We start from the raw sequence: 16,107 nt of genomic DNA, 5'->3' as shown, positions 1-16,107 counted from the left end.
TGATCGTTCCCGCCGACCGCGACCGGATCAGGCGGGACCGCGGGAGTCCGGGCCGGCTCACGCGGTGAAGCCGCCGTCGATGTTCAGGTTGGCGCCGGTGATGTAGGCGGCCTCCGGCCCGGCGAGGTACGACACGAAGGCCGCGACCTCGGCCGCGGTGCCGTACCGGTCGGTGGCCATGACGTCGAGCAGGGCCGGTGCGATGGGCCCGTCGGCCGGGTTGGCTTCGGTGTCCACCGGACCGGGCTGGACGTTGTTGACGGTGATGCCGCGCGGGGCCAGTTCGCGCGCGAGGCCGCGGGTGAGGCTCGCCAGCGCGCCCTTGGTCAGTGCGTAGATCGACTGGCCGGGCAGCGGCACGCGGTCGGCGTTGATGCTGCCGATGTTGATGATCCGGCCGCCGTCGCCCAGGTGGGACAGCGACTCGCGGATGGCGACGACCGCCGACCGGACGTTGACCGTCAGCATCGCGTCGATCTCCGCGATCTTCAGGTCGGTGATCGGCGCGAAGCTGGCGACGGCGGCGTTGTTGACGAGGATGTCGAGGCCGCCGAAGCGGTCGGCGGTCTGCGCGACGGCGGCCTCGACGTCCTGCTCGTGCAAGCTGTCGGCCTGGATCGCATACGCGCCGGCCTCGGCCGCGACGGCCTCCGCGCGGGCACCCGATCGGGCGTAGGTGAAGGCGACCTGTGCGCCGTCGGCAGCCAGCCGGGCGACGACACCGGCGCCGATGCCCCGGGATCCTCCGGTCACCAGCGCGGTCTTGCCTTCGAGCGGTCGGGTGGTCATGGGGACGTCCTCTCGGTGGATTATGGAGTGTTCACTCAAATACACCCAAGGCGGCGCCGTTTGTCAAATTTGAGGGGTCACTCCATAACTGGTAGGGTCGCGGTATGCCCAGGCCCCGGAAGTTCGACGAGGAGGTCGTCCTCGCCGCCGCGCGGGATGCGTTCTGGCGCAACGGTTACGCGGCCACGTCGATCCAGGACCTCACGGAGGCGACCGGCCTGGGAACGCAGAGCCTCTACGGGGCGTTCGGCAGCAAGCACGACCTGTTCGTCCGGATCCTCGACGAGTACGCCGCTCGTCAGGCCGGCGGGCTCGAGGCTGCGGTGACCGCCGACCCGAGCCCGTGGCACGGGGTCACCTCGGCTGTCCTGTTCGAGGACGGCGGCCGGATGGACCTGCCGCCGCAAGGCTGCCTGATGGCCAACAGCGCCGCGGCGCTGAGCGCGCAGGACGAGGAGGTCCGGTCCCGCACGTGCCGGGCCTACGCCGGGTCGCTCGGGCTGTTCACCCGGCGGATCACCGAGGCCAGGGACCGCGGGGAGATCGACGCGGACATCGATCCGGAGGCGACCGCGCGAGCGCTGATCGCCGTCATGCAGGGGATCGAGTTCCTGAAGAAGTCGGGCATCGGCGAGGACGAAGTGCGGCGGGCCAAGACCGCCGCACTGGAGATGATCGAGCGGTCTGTCGGGCGCTGACGGTGAGGATTCCGGAGCGGACGACGTGCCTCGTCGTGGGCGGCGGTCCGGCGGGGATGATCACCGGCCTGCTGCTGGCCAGGGCCGGCGTCGAGGTCACCGTCCTGGAGAAGCACGAGGACTTCCTGCACGACTTCCGCGGCGACACCGTCCACCCGGCGACCCTCGACCTGCTCGACGACCTCGGCCTGGGGGAGCGCTTCGCGCAGCTGCCGCAGACCCGGGTCACCGCGGTCACGCTGCCCGGGCGGCGAGGTGGGACCCGGCCCATCACCGACTTCGCGGCGCTGCGCCGCTGGGGCGTCCGGCATCCGTACCTGGCCGTGGTCCCGCAGTGGGACCTGCTCGACCTGCTGGCCGAAGCGGGTCGCGCGGAACCGGCGTTTCACCTGCACATGGGTGTGCCGGTGACGTCGGTCATCCGCGAACACGGCCGGGTGGCCGGGGTCCGGCACCGGTCCGGGGAGACCCGGGCCGCGCTCACGATCGCCTGTGACGGCCGGGATTCGCTCCTGCGTGCGGCCGCGGGGCTGCCGGTGACCGGGTTCGACGTCCCGTTCGACACGTGGTGGGTCCGGCTCTCCCGCCGTCCCGGCGAGCAGCTGAGCACGCTGAACCGGCGGCCCGGCCGGGGGTGCTTCGCGGTGGTGATCCCGCGGGAGGAATACCTTCAGATCGGTTACGTGGCCGCGAAAGGCACGGACGCGGCGCTGCGGGCCCGCGGCATCGAGCGCTTCCGGGCCGACCTCGCGCAGCTGCTGCCGGAGTTCGCCGACCGGGTCGGCGAACTGTCCTCGATGGACGACGTCAAGCACCTGGACGTGCGGCTCGACCGGCTGCGTCGCTGGCACACCGACGGGCTGCTGTGCATCGGCGACGCCGCGCACGCGATGTCGCCGGTCGGAGGCATGGGAATCGGACTGGCCGTCCAGGACGCCGTCGCGGCGGCGACCCTGCTGGCCGAACCGCTGCGCCGCGGCGAGGTGACGCCGACCGACCTCGCCCGCGTGCGCCGGCGCCGGCGCCTGCCGTTGCTGCTGGTGCAAGGGCTGCAGCGGATCATGCACGCCGACCTCGCCGGCCCCATCGTGAACGGCACCGAGGCCGGCCCGCCCGGCCCGCTCCTGACGGTGGCGGCCGCGCTGCCGTTCGCCCGAACGCTCGCGGCCCACCTGATCGGCGTCGGTTTCCGCCCGGAACGCGCCCCGGCGTTCGCCCGCCGGGGCGAACGGGCGATCGCCGGGTGACCGTCGCGACACGACTGCGACCCGGCGGGGACGGCGTCCTGACCCGGGCGCGGCACCTTCGACGGCATGGCGACCACCGAAACAATCCGGCCGTCCGGTGAACGCAAGCGGCACCTGCCCGCGCTGGATGGCCTGCGCGGCCTGGCGATCCTGGGTGTGCTGCTGTTCCACACCGGCCACCTGCCCGGCGGTTTCCTCGGCGTGGACCTGTTCTTCGTGCTGTCGGGCTACCTCATCACCGAGCTGCTGCTGCGGGAGATCGAGACGACCGGCGCGGTGTCACTGGCCGCCTTCTGGGGCAGACGGGTCCGCCGGCTGCTGCCCGCGCTGGCGGTCGTGCTCGCCGTGGTCACGCTGCTCGTCCTCGCCGTGGGACCGCCGGATCTGGTGCGCACGACGCTCGCGGACGGCCCGTGGGTGCAGCTGAGCCTCGCCAACTGGCACCTGCTCGCGGAATCGGCGAGCTACTGGGACCGGTTCGGGGCGGCGCGGGTGTTCGAGCACCTGTGGAGCATCGCCGTCGAAGAGCAGTTCTACCTCGTCTGGCCGGTGCTGCTGCTGGTGATCGCCCGGCGGGGACGCCGGGTGGAGAGCCGCGTCCTGGTGCTGGCCGCCGTCGCGTCGGCCGGCTCGCTGATCTCGATGATCCTGCTCGCCGACGCGGACCCGACCCGCGTGTACACGGGGACCGACACGCGGGCGTTCTCGCTGCTGCTGGGCGCCGCGGCCGCCACCCGGCCGGTGCGGTCGGCGCTGGCCCGGGTGGCCTCGCCGTGGCCGAGCGCCGTGCTGGCGGCGGGCATCGCCGCCGCGTGGCTGTTCGTCGACGGCGTCGGAACACCGTGGCTGTTCACCGGCGGGCTCTTCGCGCACTCGCTCGCGGCCGCGCTGTTGATCGGACTGTGCGCGCAGGCACCCGCCGGGACCCTCGCCAGGGCGCTCGCCTGGCGTCCCCTGCGGGCGCTGGGCCGGATCTCCTACAGCCTGTACCTGTGGCACTGGCCGGTGTTCGTGCTGCTCACGCCGGTGCCCGGCTGGGCTCGTACGGTGCTGGTGCTCGCCGGGGCCGTCGGCGTCGCCACGCTTTCGACGCACCTGGTCGAGAACCCGATCCGGTTCCGCGCACGGTGGGCGAGGGGACGCCGCGGCGCGCTCGTGTTCGCGGCGGTCATGGCCGGGCTGGCCGTCCTGTGGCTGACCGCGCCCGGGCCGGCGCCGGTCACCGTCGACGTCACCGGGCTGAGCCCGGTCACCGGATGAGCGGGCAGGTCCGCCGCAGGTCCGATGCCGGGGTGGGCTGGACGAACCGGACCTGGACCTGCATCGTCCTCGTCCCGCCGGCCTGGACGTGGACGCCGAGGGCGGTGCACACGATCTGGTCGATACCCGGCGGTGTCACGTCCTCGATCGTCAACGGCGTCACCAGCTGGATCACGCCGGGCGCGGTGGTCACCACGACCTGGGTCACCGGTTGCCGGGCGATGCCGGTGTGCAGGCCGTCGCCGGCCGGGCCGGACAGCAGCAGGGCCAGCGCGTCGGCGATCGTGCCCAGGTGACCGGTGGGCCGCAGCTGCGGCCGCAGCCGGTTGTGCGCGTCCAGGAAGTACAGCGTCATCCCGGCCGCCACGCCGGTCGGCGCCTCGCCCGCGTCGGTGATCCCGGCGGGCGGAACCCCGCACCCGGCGAGCAGGAGCACCACCAGGGCCGGCCAGATCCGTTTCACGCGTCCTCCCGATACCGGGGCAGGCGGAGCACGAACCGTGCGCCGCCCTCGGCGGTGTTGCCCGCGGTGAGCTCGCCACCGTGCAGGCGGGCGTTCTCGCTCGCGATCGACAGGCCGAGCCCGCTGCCGGGCGTGCGGGTGCGGGCGGCGTCGGCCTTGTAGAAGCGGTCGAACACGTGCGGCAGGACGTCCTCGGGCAGGCCGGGTCCGTGGTCGGTGACCTCGATCCGCACCTCGTCGTGGGCGGCCGAGACGTGCACGCGGACCGGCGGTGCGCCGTGCCGCAGCGCGTTTCCGGCGAGGTTGGCCACGATCACGTCCAGCCGGCGCCGGTCGGCGGGCAGCAGGATTCCCCCGGGCGTGGTGAGGTCGACCCGGTCCAGCCAGCCGCGGGCACGCAGGCAGTCCCGCACGGCCGCGGCCACCTCGATCGCCTCGATCCGCAGCGACGCGGTGCCGGCGTCCAGGCGCGAGATCTCCATCAGGTCCTCGACCAGGTGGACGAGCCGGTGGGTCTCGACGATCGCCAGCTCCGCGGACTCCCGGGCGTCGGCGTCCATGCCGTCGGTCGACGCGGCCAGCACTTCGGCCACCGCCGTCAGCGTGCTGAGCGGGGTGCGCAGCTCGTGGGAGACGTCCGCGGCGAACCGGCGCGCGTCGGCCTCCATCCGGCGCACGGTCGCCATCGAGGCCTGGAGCGACTCGGCCATCTCGTTGACGGTCACGGTGAGCTCGGCCAGCTCGTCGGCGCCGGCGGGTGCCGAACGCGCGGCGAGATCGCCGGCCGCCAGCCGGCGTGCGGTGTCCCGGAGTTCACGGACCGGGCGCAGCACGCTGCGGGCGGCCAGCAGAGCCAGCACCACCGCGAGCGCGATCGCCAGCGTGGCCGAGCCGGCGGCGGACCGGGCGAGCCCGCCGAGCTGCTCCTCGACCGGGGTGAGGTCGCGGACGGTGTAGACCTCGATGCCCGACGGCGTCCGGGTGCCGTCCGGTGCGGTGAGCGCGACGGGGGTGCCGACCAGCAGCCACGGCCGGCCGCCGTCGGTGATCCGCTGGGTGACCAGCCGGTCGCGGCTGCGGACGGTGGTGCGGAGGTCGCCGGTGATCAGGCCGAGGTCGGCGCCGTTCGCCGAGCGGAGGTCCCGGTAGGTGACCAGGGTGTCCGGGCCGACGGTGGTACGGAGCAGGTCGAGCGCGTCCTGCGTCGGGGGATAGGTCAGCTGCGGCGTGATCGCCCCGATGGCGGTGGTGACGCTGTCGGTGATCCGCTGCTGGGCCGAGGTCACCAGCGACGCCGCGGCCGAGTTCGCCCCCGTCCACGCTGCCGCGCCCGCGCCGAGCGCGGTCACCAGCACGAACGCGGCCAGCAGCCGGGGCCGCAGCCCGCGGGGCCGCCAGGTCACCGCGGCCCGAAGCGGTAGCCGAAGCCGCGCACGGTCTGCACGTGGCCGGGGGCAGCGGGATCGGCCTCGATCTTCGCCCGCAGCCGCTGCACGCAGTTGTCGACCAGCCGGGAGTCGCCGAGGTAGTCGTGCTCCCAGACCTCTTCCAGCAGCTGCTGCCGGCTGAACACCCGGCCGGGCGCCCGCGACAGGGCCAGCAGGAGCCGCAGTTCGGTCGGGGTCAGTGCCACCGGCTCGCCCCGCACCGACACCGTCAGTGCGGTCGTGTCGATCCGCAGGTCGCCGTGAGTGCGCACGCCGTCGGCGGTGGTCGCGCTGCGGCGCAGCACCGCGCGGATCCGCGCGTCCAGCACGGTGGGCTGGGCGGGCTTGACGACGTAGTCGTCGGCGCCCGCTTCCAAGCCGGCGACGACGTCGAAATCGTCGCCGCGCGCGGTCAGCATGATCACCGGGACCGGCCCGGCCGACCGGAGGCGGCGGCACACCTCGACACCGTTGATGCCCGGCAGCATCAGGTCGAGCACGACCAGATCCGGCCGGGCGGTGCCGAATTCGCACAGGCCCTCCTCGCCGGTGCCCGCGGTGCGGATGTCGTGCCCGTGCCGGGACAGCGCCAGCTCGAGCCCGCGCCGGACCAGGGGGTCGTCCTCGATGAGCAAGATCGCCGCCACCGGCCCAGTATGGCCGGACCCGGCGGCCCGGCCCCGGCCGCCGGGAAGCCTGCGACACGATCGGGACACGGCGGAGGAAGCGCCGGGACACCGCGTCGGCACCGTCGGACCCATGATCAGGAAAGCGAATCTCGCCATCGGGCTCGCCGGGGTGCTCCTGCTGACCGCGGCCTGTTCCGGCGGCACCACCGGGACCGCCCCCACCACCTCGGGCCCGGCTCCGGCACTGTCCAAAGTGCTCTTCGCGGGCGATTCCGTCGCCGTCGGCGAAGCACTGCCCTTGGCCGCGGCGTTCCGGGCCGGTGGCACCGCGTTCACCTCGGCGGCGGCCGACGGCGGCGGGAACGTGGTCGGCCCGGCCGCCGACGACAACGCGAAGGAGCTGGCCGGCCGGATCGCCTCGGCCAAGCCGAACGTGGTCGTCTACCAGCTCACCACCTACGACTGGGGCAGCCGCGCGGAGCAGCAGACGGCCTACGAGAAGCTGCTGGCGACGGCGACCGCGGCCGGTGCGAAACTGCTGTTCGTCACCATGCCGCCGATCCGGCCCGACGACTTCTACCAGCCCCACATGGCCGACCTCGAGCGCGCCCCCGACGTCGCCCGGACGGTGGCGAGCCTGCTCGACGCGACCGCGGTCTGGGGCGCCACCTACCAGCAGACCAAGGACGGCAAGCCCGACCGCAGCACCGACGGGATCCACACGTGCCCGCAGGGCGCCGCCCGCTTCACGGCGTGGCTGCTGGCCGAGCTGGCCAAGCAGTTCCCCGGCTTCACCCCGGCGCCGCCGCAGTCCTGGGCGAACACAGGCTGGTCGGCGGACCGCCACTTCCAGGGCTGCTGACGGCCGCGGTCAGTGCTTGCGGCGGATCTTGATCCGGCGCATGTCGGTCACCGCCGTGCGCAGGACCTGGTACGGGTGGCCGTGGGCGTCCAGCACCGCCAGCGCGCGCTGGGTCGCTTCCCGCTCGCCGTCTTCGGCGTGGCCGGCCGGCACCTGGCAGCGGAAGGTGAACGCCGAAACGCTGCCGTCGTGGGTGAACGTGCCCGCCTCGGTGAAGGCGGTGTCGCCGGCGGCCAGCACGGCGGCCTTCCCCGCCTCGTCCAGCTCGCCGAACTTGCCTCGGATGGTCACGCGGAACACGGCGGGTCCTTTCGGATGGCGTAGGTGAGAACGCGGTCGCCGAGCACGTCCTCGACGGCGGTCAGCAGGTCGAGCGTGGCCTCGGCGATCGCGTCGGGCCGGCGGCCCTCGGCGACGAGCTTGCCGATCTCGGCGTACACGAGGGAGTGGAAGCAGCCCAGCTGGAAGGCGATCACCCGGGGCAGCGGGTCGTCCGCGGCGGCGCCGGTCTCCCCGGCGAGCACGGCGGCGAGCGCGTCGGTCATCTGCCGTCCGAGCGACTCGAGCCGGGCGAGGAGCGTCGGCGCGGCCCGCATCATGGCGAAGACGCGGCCGAAACCCCCGGTCAACCCGAGCTTCCGGTCGCGACGGCCGACCTCCTCGCGCAGCTCGCGCAGGATCGCGTCCGCAGCGGACTCGCCGACGCGGCGCCGCCGCACCATGTCGGCGAGCCGCTGCGGAGACGCTTCCTCGGGCGGCAGAACGAGGTCTTCCTTGGCCGGGAAGTAGTTGTAGACGGTGTTCACCGACACCTCCGCGGCCTCGGCGACCTCCGCGATCGTGACGTGGTCGAAGCCGCGCTCGACGAACAGCCCCAGGGCCACCTCGATGATCCGCTGCCGTGTCCGGCGCTTCTTGCGCTCCCGCAGCCCCTCGGTCATGGGCCTAGCTTAACTCAACTCCAATTTTGGAGTCCACTCCAATATCTACCGGAAGGTGACCGTGAAGCCCGTGCAGGCGGCGCACTGGTACACCGTCTGGTTGCCCGGCTCGGTGTCCTGTTTGGACCACGCGTACGCCTTCGGGCAGTGCGACTTGATCGCGTCGCTGTAGCTCGTCGGCGCGTCGCGGTTCGGGTTGACGCAGTTGACCAGCGTGCCGCTCGGCGAGTAGCGGCGGTCCTCGGCCGGGCAGTAGGACAGCAGGTTCTCCGGGCAGCCCGCCGTGCCGCACGAGGCCGAACCCGGTGGCACGCTCGCGTTGACCGGCTCGATCGTGATCGGCAGGGAGAACGCGTTGACGTAGCTGACGTCGTACCACGGGGCGAGGCCGTCCGCGGTGTCGAAGTTGAACTCGGCCAGGCTCGCGGGCTGCTCGCCGGTCGCGCAGTGGTCGGCGTAGACGCCGCAGTCGCCGACCACGCAGTGGAAGTCCCGGCCCGAGGTGCCCGTGCAACCCTGGCGCGCGAAGAACTTGCCCCGCCAGTGCCCGGGCGCCGACGTCTCGGGGACCGTCACGGTCGCCGACTGGCCGGGCGCGAGTGCCGGCAGGCTCGAGAAGTTGACCGACTGGTCGGCGTTCACGGTGCTGCCCAGCCAGATCGTCTGGCCGGAGCCGTTGACGAACGTGACGGTGTGGTTGCCCGCCGCCTCGGCCGGAGCCGACGGCGAACTCACCGTCAAAGCCGCCACGATCGCCGCGGCGACCGCGAAGAAACGCCTGGAAAGCATGGGTTCGACCTCCGTTCTTGGCAACTCAGGCGCCGCGGTAGGCGACGCCGCTGGAGTTCGGGGTGGTGCCCGTGTAGAGACCGGTCGGCGTGGTCGACGTCGACAGCGAGAACCAGGCGTACCGCTCGACGAACGACAGCCCGTTCAGCATCGCCGTGGACCGGGTGACGAAGTCGGCCTGCTGGGCCGCGGACGGGTACCGCGGACTGGGGCCGGAGAAGTCGGTCAGCGCGTATTCGGTGAGCCAGATCGGCCGGTGGTAGCGGTTGGACACCGCCTGCAGGTAGGACTGCAGCTGCCCGGTCGCGGCGGCCGAGAAGTCGCCGCCGTACCAGTGCAGCGGGATGAAGTCGACGCGGTAGCCGCGCGCCGCCGCGCCGCTCATGAACCGGTCGAGCCAGCCGCCGGGCGTGTCGCCGCCGTAGGCCACCGCGGGCGCGCCCAGGCGCAGGCCGGTCGCCTGCAGCTGCGGCCACAGGTTCAGTGCCGTTTCGACGGACATGTTCGCCTGGCCGGCCAGGTCGGGCTCGTTGAACGCGAGCAGCGTGCTGCCGGCCGCCTTCGCCTGCGCCAGCTGGGCCGGGGTGACCGAGCCGGCGCCCCAGATCATCGGGACGAACTCCGTGCCGGCCGGTGCGGTGATGCCCTGGGTGTCCGACGCCCAGGTGTAGAACCACCGGGCGCCGACGTCGGCGAGGGCCGTCGTCACGCCGGTGAAGGCGGCCGCGCTGACGCCCTTCTTGGTGCCGGCCGCGCCTGCCGGGCCGGCCAGGCCGCCGAGGGCGGCCACGACCACGGCCGCGAGGACGAGGATCTTCCTTAACTGGTTCATACCACCTGCTCCCGAGGCAGAGGACCGGCCTGCCTCCGGCGGTGCCGCCGGAGGCAGGCGCTGAGGTCACGAGCGCACGAACGACCAGGTCACCGGGATGTTGCCCAGGTTGGTGTCGGCCAGCTGGGCGAACGCCGGCTGGCTGAGGTCGATGTGCGCGCTGTCGCAGCTCGGGCACTTGTCGACCACGGGCACGGTGATGGTCCGGCCGTTGTAGGACACCCGGATGGACACGCCCCGGCACAACGGGTCGTTGTTCGGGTTGGCCGTCGTCCAGTACGCGGCCGGCGCCGCGACGAGCAGCTGGGTGGCGGCGTTGATCTGGGTGCCACAGGCGCCGAAGCCGGCGTCGTTGTAGTAGGTGGCGCGCCCGTTGACCGATTGGTCGAACGGAATATCGGCCCACGCCGTACCGCTCGTCGTCAGGGGAAGCGCGGCAGCGGCGGCCAGCACGGCGAGCGACTTGATGGTCTTGCGCATTCCGTCCCTTTCCCTTGTTCGTGACGCATTACCGATTCTTGTCGGAGGCACCGCGAAATCGGGGTCGAGCCACACGGAGTGGCCGGTTTCCGCGGTGCCGCGCCAGATACTACGGCCAGGTGCAATACTTCGCTATGACAAAGAATTGTCCGGACAAGATCGGCTGTCATCGTTGACAACGGGGAGGTAATTCTCCCGATTCGGAATCGCTTGCCATGATCGCGGGCAATTCCCGAAATCGTCGGAAGATCACTACTGGGTGCCGGTCATTCGTACGGTGCGCGGGCCATGAGGCGGAACGCGCGGCCTGCCCGCCCTCGACGCGGTGGGCGGATTAACTGAATCGTGACAGGGCGGCGAGGGCGGGGGTAAAGGACGGCGCGGACGCTGGCCGCATGACCGAACCCGAGGTACCGCCGAAAGCCGCCGGCCGAGCGAGCTCGATCACCCGTGAGCTGGTCGAGCTCGCTGCCCTGTTCATCGCCACCGGGGTCGCCGACCTGTTCGTCAGCACGTTGTCGCACAACCGCGTCGGGCCGATCGTGCTGTTCGGACTGGGTGGGCTCCTGGTCGCCACCGCCGCGGCGCGCCGGTGGTGGACCCACCGTCCGAACCCGGCGCGCGGCGCCAAGGGCGGAGTCCCGCGGCGGACCGGGGTCGCGTGGCGGATGCGCGCCACGGTCAGCGACGTGCCGGGGAGCCTGGCGGGGGTCACGGCCGCGCTGGCGGCGCACCGCTACGACATCGTCTCGTTGCAGGTGCTCGCGGTACCGGACGGCGTGGTGGACGAGTTCCTCGTCCGCGCGCCGGACGGCGCGACCGCGGCGGACATCGCCACGGTCGCCGAGCTGGGCGGCGGCCGGGATGTGCGGGTGGTGCCGGCGGACGTGCACGAGTTCGTCGACCTGCCGACCCGCGTGCTGACGATGGCGGCCGCGGAGGAACCGGACCTGGGCCGGTTGCTGCCGGCGGTGCTGGGCGCTTGCGCCGTCGAGCGGAAGCCCGCCGGGCGCCGGGGGAAAGGGGCCGGCGAAGGCATCGACGGAACGGCGCTGCGCCTGGCCGACCCCGACGGCGGCGTGGTGGTGGTGACCCGGCCGCTGCTGCCGTTCACCCCGGTGGAGTTCGCGAGGGCCAAGGCGGCGCTCGACCTCCAGCGCCGTCTCGCCGGATCGCGGGCCACCGCAGCGGGCCGACCGCCGGAGGCGGATCTGCGCTGAATCCGCCCGGCTCGACACCGGACTTCGCGGCGTGCACCCGAGGATGGCCGAAAAGGCAGTCTTCCCCGACGCCGGTTGACGTTCCCGGGCTCCGGCCACCAGGATCCGCCCGGTCGGAGCCCGGCGCCGGAACACCGGCTGAGCCAGGAGGAAAGCCTTGATCGGCAGCCCGATGCGGTCAGCGGCGCGGTGGTTCCTCCCGCCGATGACACTGCTCGTGGCGGCGTGTGGCCCGGCCCGGGTGGCCGGTTCGGCGAGCCCGGCCCCGGCCGGCCCCGCCAGCCCGGCGGCGAGCAGCCCGGCCCGGTCGTCTCCGGCGCCGCCCGCTTCCGTCGCGAAAACGCCGGCAGTCGCGGTCGAGCGGTGGGTCACCGAGATCCTGGAAGAGCAGTACACCGAGGCCTGCCTTTCCAGCGCTCCTCTCCTGCCCGCCGGCCAAGACGCCGAGACCCTGTGCCGCAGCCCCCAAGCCGTGGCGAGCGCCAAGTCGCTGCGTTCGGCGTGGGCGAAGCCGGGCGTCGACCTTCCCCCGCGGGGGAAGGTCGAAGTGGCCGCCGTGACACCGAAGGGCGGCAAGGCCACCGTCCCGGACACGGCGGTCAAGCTCGACGGCCGAACGCTCCGCGATCTCGAGCTCATCGGTGCCACCGGCGACACCGGCTCGTTCAGCCTCGGCATCAAGGTGGCGGAACACGCGGGAGCCTGGTACGTCACGGGCTTCGACCTCAAGGCCTGACGCCGGGTCCTACAACAGCTTGTCCAGGGTGATGGGCAGGTCGCGGATCCGCTTGCCGGTCGCGTGGTGGACCGCGTTCGCGATCGCTCCCGCGACGCCGGTGATGCCCACTTCGCCCACGCCGATCAGGCCGAGCGGCATCGTCGGGTCCGGGTCGTCGAGGTAGCTGACGTCGATCGGCGGGATGTCGGCGTGCACCGGGACGTGGTACTCGGCGAGGCTGGGGTTCATGATCCGGCCCGTGCGCGGGTCGACCAGGGTCTCCTCGGCCAGTGCCATGCCGATGCCCATCACGATCCCGCCGCGCAGCTGGCTCGAGGCGGTCTTGGCGTTGATCACCCGGCCGACGTCGAACACCCCGACCCAGCGCGACACCCGCACCTCGCCGGTGTCCGGGTCGACGCGCACCTCGCAGAACTGGGCCCCGCAGGCGGCCTTCATCCAGCGCCGCTGGTCGCGGAGGAACTTCGCCATGAACTTCAGCTGCCCGGTCACCCGGCCGAACCGGGTGTCGGAGCCGACGGCGGCTTCGACCGACGGCACGCCGGCCTTGGCCAGGACCGTCGCCGGGCTGTCGCCGGTGGCACCGGAGCGGTTGGCGAGTGCGTCCAGTTCCTTCTTCAGCTTCTCGCACGCGGCCAGCAGGCTGTTGGCGATGCTCGCCGTCTGCATGGACCCGCCCGCCCCGGGGCTCACCGGCAGCGTGGAGTCGCCGTATTCGACCCGGACCGCTTCGAAGGGCACGCCGAGCGCGTCGGCGGCGATCTGCGCCTGCGCCGTCGCGCCGCCCATGCCCATCTCGTGGAAGCCGCACCGCACCAGGACGGTGCCGTCGACCGAGAGCCGGACCGTGACACTGGCGGCGAACTGCCAGGCCGGGTGGTACGCCGACGCGACGCCCATCCCGACCAGCCACCGCCCGTCGCGCATCGACCCCGGTTCCGGCGTCCGGTCGGCCCAGCCGAACCGCTCGGCGCCCTGGGCGTAGGCCTCGCGCAGCATCCGGTGCGCGAACTTCTTGCCGTCGATGGGGTTCACCGCCGGTTCGTTCCGCATCCGCAGCTCGATCGGGTCGATGCCGACCCGGTAGGCGAGCTCGTCGATCGACGCCTCCAGCGCGTAGGTCCCGATCGATTCGCCGGGCGCGCGCATCGAGGTGTTCGGGATCAGGTCCAGCTCGACCAGGTTCTGCTGGACCAGGATGTTCTCGGCGGCGTAGAGGTGCCTCGACTGCGACGTCACCTGCTCGGGCCCGCCGCCGACGCGCCCGGTGCGCGTCACGCTGGTGTGGATGAGCGCGGTCAGCCTGCCGTCGGTGCCGGCGCCGAGCGCGACCCGCTGGGTGGACGGCGTGCGGCCGCCGACCGTGCGGTAGACGCCTTCGCGGGTGAGCATCAGCCGGACCGGCCGCCCGGTCGCGCGGGCCGCGAGCGCGGCGAGGATCGTGCCGGGCCAGACCATGCCCTTGCCGCCGAAGCCGCCGCCGACGAAGGGGGCGATGACCCGCACGTTCGCCGTCGGGACACCGAACCGCAGCGCGAGGTGCGTGCGGACCCAGTCGATGTTCTGCGTGCCGTCGTGGACGGTCAGCCGGTCGCCGTCCCAGGCCGCGGTGGTCGCGTGCGGCTCGATCGCGTTGTGGTGGTGCGTCGGCGTGGTGAACCGCAGGTCGAGCGACACCGGTGCGGCGGCGAGCGCGGCCTCGGCGTCCCCCTTCTTCGCCGCGCCGGACATGATCAGGTTGCTCTTCTGCGGTTTGGCGTGCTGCTCTTCGGCCGCGAAGTCCACAGTGGACGGAAGCGGCTCATAGGTCACGGTGACCAGCCCGGCGGCTTCGCGGGCGGCGTCGAGGGTGCCGGCGACGACGACCGCCACCGGCTGGCCGTCCCAGTGCACCTCGTCGGTGTTGAGGTAGTCGACCGAAGTGCCGGAGACCAGCGTGGCGAGGTTGAGCGGGCTCACCTTCGGGGCCGGTTTCAGCGGGGGAGCGTTCAGGTGGGTGAGCACCGCGACGACGCCGGGTACCGCGGCCGCGGCGTCGGTCTCGATCGCGGTGATCCGGCCGCGGCTGATCGTCGAGTGGACCAGCGCCGCGTGCGCCAGGTCGGGGAGGGGGTATTCGGCCGAGAAGCGGGCGGCGCCGGTGGTCTTGGCCGTGCCGTCGACCCGGTCGATCGGCCGGCCGACGACGGGGCCGCCGGTTTCGGTGGCGGGCAGGGTCGTGGTCATGCCGCACTCCCGTCGGTGAGCAGCTGCCGCAGCGTCGCGGCGATCGTGCGCTGGGCCAGCTCGATCTTGAAGGTGTTGTCCGGCCGGCCCACCGCGGGTGCCAGCTCCGCCGCGGCCGCCCGGCGGAAGGACTCTTCGGTCGCCGGGGCGCCGAGCAGGATCCGCTCGGCCTCGCGGGCCCGCCACGGTTTGGCGGAGACACCGCCCAGGGCCAGCCGGACGTCGGTCACGAGGCCGTCTTCGGTCGTCATCGCCGCCGCGACGGAGACGAGGGCGAAGGCGTAGGACGCGCGGTCGCGCACCTTGCGGTAGCGGGAGTGCGCGGCCACCGGCAGGGCGGGCAGCTCGACGGCGGTGATCAGCTCGTCCGCGGCCAGCGCGGTCTCGACCTGCGGAGTGCTGCCGGGCAGGCGGTGCAGCTCGGTCAGCGGGAGACGGCGGACGCCGCGCGTGCTCTCCACTTCCACTTCCGCGTCGAGCGCGGCCAGCGCGACGGCCATGTCGGAGGGGTGCGTGGCGATGCAGTGGTCGCTGACTCCGAGGACGCCGGTGTTGCGGGCGAACCCGCCGATCGCGGCGCAGCCACTGCCGGGCTCACGCTTGTTGCACGCGGCCGCTCCGTCGTAGAAGTACAGGCACCGGGTGCGCTGCAGCAGGTTGCCGCCGACGGTCGCCATGTTCCGCAGCTGGGCCGAAGCACCGTTGAGGACGGCCTGGGCCAGCACCGGGTAGCGGGTCCGGACCAGGGGGTGGGCGGCGAGCCTGCTGTTGCGGACGAGCGCGCCGATCCGCAGGCCGCCGCCGGGCAGCTCCTCGATCCCGGTCAGCGGCAGCCGGGTGATGTCGACGACCACGTCGGGCTGCTCGATGTCCTCGCGCATCAGGTCGACGAGGTTGGTCCCGCCGCCGAGGAACTTCGCGTTCGGTTCGGTGGCGATCGCGCGGACCGCCGTTTCGACGTCCGGGGCGCTCAGGTAGGTGAACGACCTCATCTCGCGACCTCCTGGATGGCCTGGACGATCCCGTTGTAGGCGCCGCAGCGGCACAGGTTGCCGCTCATGCGCTCCCGGATCTCCGCGTCCGTCAGTTCGTCGCCGCCGGCGGCGAGGTGTTCGGTGACCGCGCTCGGCGCGCCGCCGGAGTGCTCGGCCAGCATCCCGATCGCCGAGCAGATCTGGCCGGAGGTGCAGTAACCGCACTGGAAGCCGTCGTTGCGGACGAAGGCCCGCTGCAGCGGGTCGTCGACGCCCTCGATGGTGGTGATTTCGCGGCCGCTGTACTGCACGGCCAGCGCGAGGCAGGAGTTGATCCGCTCGCCGTCGGCGAGGACCGTGCACGCGCCGCAGGCGCCCTGGTCGCAGCCCTTCTTCGTGCCGGTCAGCCCCAGCCGCTCGCGCAGCGCGTCGAGCAGGCTGACCTGTGGTGGGAGGTCGAGCAGCTCGTCGACCCCGTTGACCCGCAACCGCACTTCGACCACGTGGATCCCCTTCGCTCGTGACGGTGCC

Annotated in this window: 18 protein-coding genes; 6 read left to right on the top strand and 12 right to left on the bottom strand. The window is 72.8% G+C overall.

The window, feature by feature from the left end; genetic code table 11:
* Positions 1 to 57: 57 nt before the first annotated feature.
* Positions 58 to 789, bottom strand: a complete 732-nt coding sequence (locus ACWEGE_RS01665; protein WP_449658523.1) for an SDR family oxidoreductase — start codon at positions 787 to 789, stop codon at positions 58 to 60.
* A 104-nt stretch (positions 790 to 893) separates the two neighbouring features.
* On the opposite strand from ACWEGE_RS01665, the gene ACWEGE_RS01660 reads away from it, so the two are divergent.
* The 3 genes from ACWEGE_RS01660 to ACWEGE_RS01650 all read left to right on the top strand — a co-directional run bounded on the left by ACWEGE_RS01660 (position 894) and on the right by ACWEGE_RS01650 (position 3,994).
* Positions 894 to 1,487, top strand: coding sequence for a TetR/AcrR family transcriptional regulator (locus tag ACWEGE_RS01660; protein ID WP_449658522.1), 594 nt, complete (start codon positions 894 to 896; stop codon positions 1,485 to 1,487).
* Positions 1,488 to 1,495: 8 nt separating this feature from the next.
* Entirely contained in the window at positions 1,496 to 2,734 is a 1,239-nt protein-coding gene (locus ACWEGE_RS01655; protein WP_449658684.1) for an FAD-dependent oxidoreductase, read from the top strand.
* 66 nt (positions 2,735 to 2,800) lie between these two features.
* A complete protein-coding gene (locus ACWEGE_RS01650) occupies positions 2,801 to 3,994 on the top strand; it encodes an acyltransferase family protein (protein WP_449658521.1) in 1,194 nt (397 codons plus the stop codon).
* Here ACWEGE_RS01650 and ACWEGE_RS01645 read toward each other — a convergent pair.
* Genes ACWEGE_RS01645 through ACWEGE_RS01635 form a run of 3 tightly spaced genes read right to left on the bottom strand, consistent with a single transcriptional unit; the run spans position 3,984 to position 6,531 of the window.
* Entirely contained in the window at positions 3,984 to 4,457 is a 474-nt protein-coding gene (locus ACWEGE_RS01645; protein WP_449658520.1) for a hypothetical protein, read from the bottom strand. The two genes, ACWEGE_RS01650 and ACWEGE_RS01645, sit on opposite strands and share 11 nt — an antisense overlap.
* The gene (locus tag ACWEGE_RS01640; protein ID WP_449658519.1) at positions 4,454 to 5,860 is read right to left on the bottom strand and encodes a sensor histidine kinase; all 1,407 of its coding nucleotides are present in this window, start codon (positions 5,858 to 5,860) and stop codon (positions 4,454 to 4,456) included. Before ACWEGE_RS01640 ends, ACWEGE_RS01645 begins: the two co-directional genes overlap by 4 nt.
* Positions 5,857 to 6,531 carry a response regulator gene (locus tag ACWEGE_RS01635; protein ID WP_449658518.1) on the bottom strand — a complete coding sequence of 225 codons (675 nt, stop codon included), beginning with the start codon at positions 6,529 to 6,531 and terminating at the stop codon, positions 5,857 to 5,859. The genes ACWEGE_RS01640 and ACWEGE_RS01635 overlap by 4 nt, the downstream gene beginning before the upstream one ends.
* A gap of 112 nt (positions 6,532 to 6,643) precedes the next feature.
* Here ACWEGE_RS01635 and ACWEGE_RS01630 point away from each other — a divergent pair, with 112 nt between their 5' ends.
* The gene (locus ACWEGE_RS01630; protein WP_449658517.1) at positions 6,644 to 7,375 is read left to right on the top strand and encodes an SGNH/GDSL hydrolase family protein; all 732 of its coding nucleotides are present in this window, start codon (positions 6,644 to 6,646) and stop codon (positions 7,373 to 7,375) included.
* A 9-nt stretch (positions 7,376 to 7,384) separates the two neighbouring features.
* Here the strand turns inward: ACWEGE_RS01630 and ACWEGE_RS01625 are convergent, their stop codons facing one another.
* The 5 genes from ACWEGE_RS01625 to ACWEGE_RS01605 form a co-directional block, all read right to left on the bottom strand.
* A complete protein-coding gene (locus ACWEGE_RS01625) occupies positions 7,385 to 7,675 on the bottom strand; it encodes a DUF6204 family protein (RefSeq protein ID WP_449658516.1) in 291 nt (96 codons plus the stop codon).
* Positions 7,663 to 8,316 (bottom strand): TetR/AcrR family transcriptional regulator, encoded by a 654-nt coding sequence (locus tag ACWEGE_RS01620; protein ID WP_449658515.1) that lies wholly within the window; start codon positions 8,314 to 8,316, stop codon positions 7,663 to 7,665. The genes ACWEGE_RS01625 and ACWEGE_RS01620 overlap by 13 nt, the downstream gene beginning before the upstream one ends.
* A 45-nt stretch (positions 8,317 to 8,361) precedes the next feature.
* Entirely contained in the window at positions 8,362 to 9,105 is a 744-nt protein-coding gene (locus tag ACWEGE_RS01615) for a thaumatin family protein (protein WP_449658514.1), read from the bottom strand.
* A 25-nt stretch (positions 9,106 to 9,130) separates the two neighbouring features.
* A complete protein-coding gene (locus ACWEGE_RS01610; RefSeq protein ID WP_449658513.1) occupies positions 9,131 to 9,937 on the bottom strand; it encodes a glycoside hydrolase family protein in 807 nt (268 codons plus the stop codon).
* Positions 9,938 to 10,003: 66 nt separating this feature from the next.
* Positions 10,004 to 10,417: a cysteine/serine endopeptidase inhibitor gene (locus ACWEGE_RS01605; protein ID WP_449658512.1), complete on the bottom strand. Its 414-nt coding sequence runs from the start codon at positions 10,415 to 10,417 to the stop codon at positions 10,004 to 10,006.
* A gap of 395 nt (positions 10,418 to 10,812) precedes the next feature.
* Here ACWEGE_RS01605 and ACWEGE_RS01600 point away from each other — a divergent pair, with 395 nt between their 5' ends.
* Positions 10,813 to 11,637 (top strand): hypothetical protein, encoded by an 825-nt coding sequence (locus ACWEGE_RS01600; RefSeq protein WP_449658511.1) that lies wholly within the window; start codon positions 10,813 to 10,815, stop codon positions 11,635 to 11,637.
* Positions 11,638 to 11,842: 205 nt separating this feature from the next.
* Positions 11,843 to 12,373 carry a hypothetical protein gene (locus tag ACWEGE_RS01595; RefSeq protein ID WP_449658510.1) on the top strand — a complete coding sequence of 177 codons (531 nt, stop codon included), beginning with the start codon at positions 11,843 to 11,845 and terminating at the stop codon, positions 12,371 to 12,373.
* A gap of 9 nt (positions 12,374 to 12,382) precedes the next feature.
* Here the strand turns inward: ACWEGE_RS01595 and ACWEGE_RS01590 are convergent, their stop codons facing one another.
* From ACWEGE_RS01590 to ACWEGE_RS01580, 3 genes are read right to left on the bottom strand one after another with little or no spacing between them, the layout of a single operon-like run.
* The gene (locus ACWEGE_RS01590; protein WP_449658509.1) at positions 12,383 to 14,602 is read right to left on the bottom strand and encodes a xanthine dehydrogenase family protein molybdopterin-binding subunit; all 2,220 of its coding nucleotides are present in this window, start codon (positions 14,600 to 14,602) and stop codon (positions 12,383 to 12,385) included.
* A complete protein-coding gene (locus tag ACWEGE_RS01585) occupies positions 14,599 to 15,594 on the bottom strand; it encodes an FAD binding domain-containing protein (RefSeq protein WP_449658508.1) in 996 nt (331 codons plus the stop codon). The genes ACWEGE_RS01590 and ACWEGE_RS01585 overlap by 4 nt, the downstream gene beginning before the upstream one ends.
* Positions 15,591 to 16,079: a (2Fe-2S)-binding protein gene (locus ACWEGE_RS01580; RefSeq protein WP_449658507.1), complete on the bottom strand. Its 489-nt coding sequence runs from the start codon at positions 16,077 to 16,079 to the stop codon at positions 15,591 to 15,593. Before ACWEGE_RS01580 ends, ACWEGE_RS01585 begins: the two co-directional genes overlap by 4 nt.
* Between the last annotated feature and the right edge of the window lie 28 nt (positions 16,080 to 16,107).

The organism is Amycolatopsis sp. NPDC004747 (assembly GCF_053601335.1).
The sequence above is the reverse complement of the archived record's forward strand: the minus strand, read 5'-3'. Positions and strand labels throughout refer to the sequence as shown.

Coding starts and splice junctions, on each gene's coding strand:
- ACWEGE_RS01665 (WP_449658523.1), bottom strand. CDS start 789: ATGACCACCCGACCGCTCGAAGGCAAGACCGCGCTGGTGACCGGAGGA.
- ACWEGE_RS01660 (WP_449658522.1), top strand. CDS start 894: ATGCCCAGGCCCCGGAAGTTCGACGAGGAGGTCGTCCTCGCCGCCGCG.
- ACWEGE_RS01650 (WP_449658521.1), top strand. CDS start 2,801: ATGGCGACCACCGAAACAATCCGGCCGTCCGGTGAACGCAAGCGGCAC.
- ACWEGE_RS01630 (WP_449658517.1), top strand. CDS start 6,644: ATGATCAGGAAAGCGAATCTCGCCATCGGGCTCGCCGGGGTGCTCCTG.
- ACWEGE_RS01620 (WP_449658515.1), bottom strand. CDS start 8,316: ATGACCGAGGGGCTGCGGGAGCGCAAGAAGCGCCGGACACGGCAGCGG.
- ACWEGE_RS01615 (WP_449658514.1), bottom strand. CDS start 9,105: ATGCTTTCCAGGCGTTTCTTCGCGGTCGCCGCGGCGATCGTGGCGGCT.
- ACWEGE_RS01610 (WP_449658513.1), bottom strand. CDS start 9,937: ATGAACCAGTTAAGGAAGATCCTCGTCCTCGCGGCCGTGGTCGTGGCC.
- ACWEGE_RS01605 (WP_449658512.1), bottom strand. CDS start 10,417: ATGCGCAAGACCATCAAGTCGCTCGCCGTGCTGGCCGCCGCTGCCGCG.
- ACWEGE_RS01600 (WP_449658511.1), top strand. CDS start 10,813: ATGACCGAACCCGAGGTACCGCCGAAAGCCGCCGGCCGAGCGAGCTCG.
- ACWEGE_RS01595 (WP_449658510.1), top strand. CDS start 11,843: ATGACACTGCTCGTGGCGGCGTGTGGCCCGGCCCGGGTGGCCGGTTCG.
- ACWEGE_RS01590 (WP_449658509.1), bottom strand. CDS start 14,602: ATGACCACGACCCTGCCCGCCACCGAAACCGGCGGCCCCGTCGTCGGC.
- ACWEGE_RS01585 (WP_449658508.1), bottom strand. CDS start 15,594: ATGAGGTCGTTCACCTACCTGAGCGCCCCGGACGTCGAAACGGCGGTC.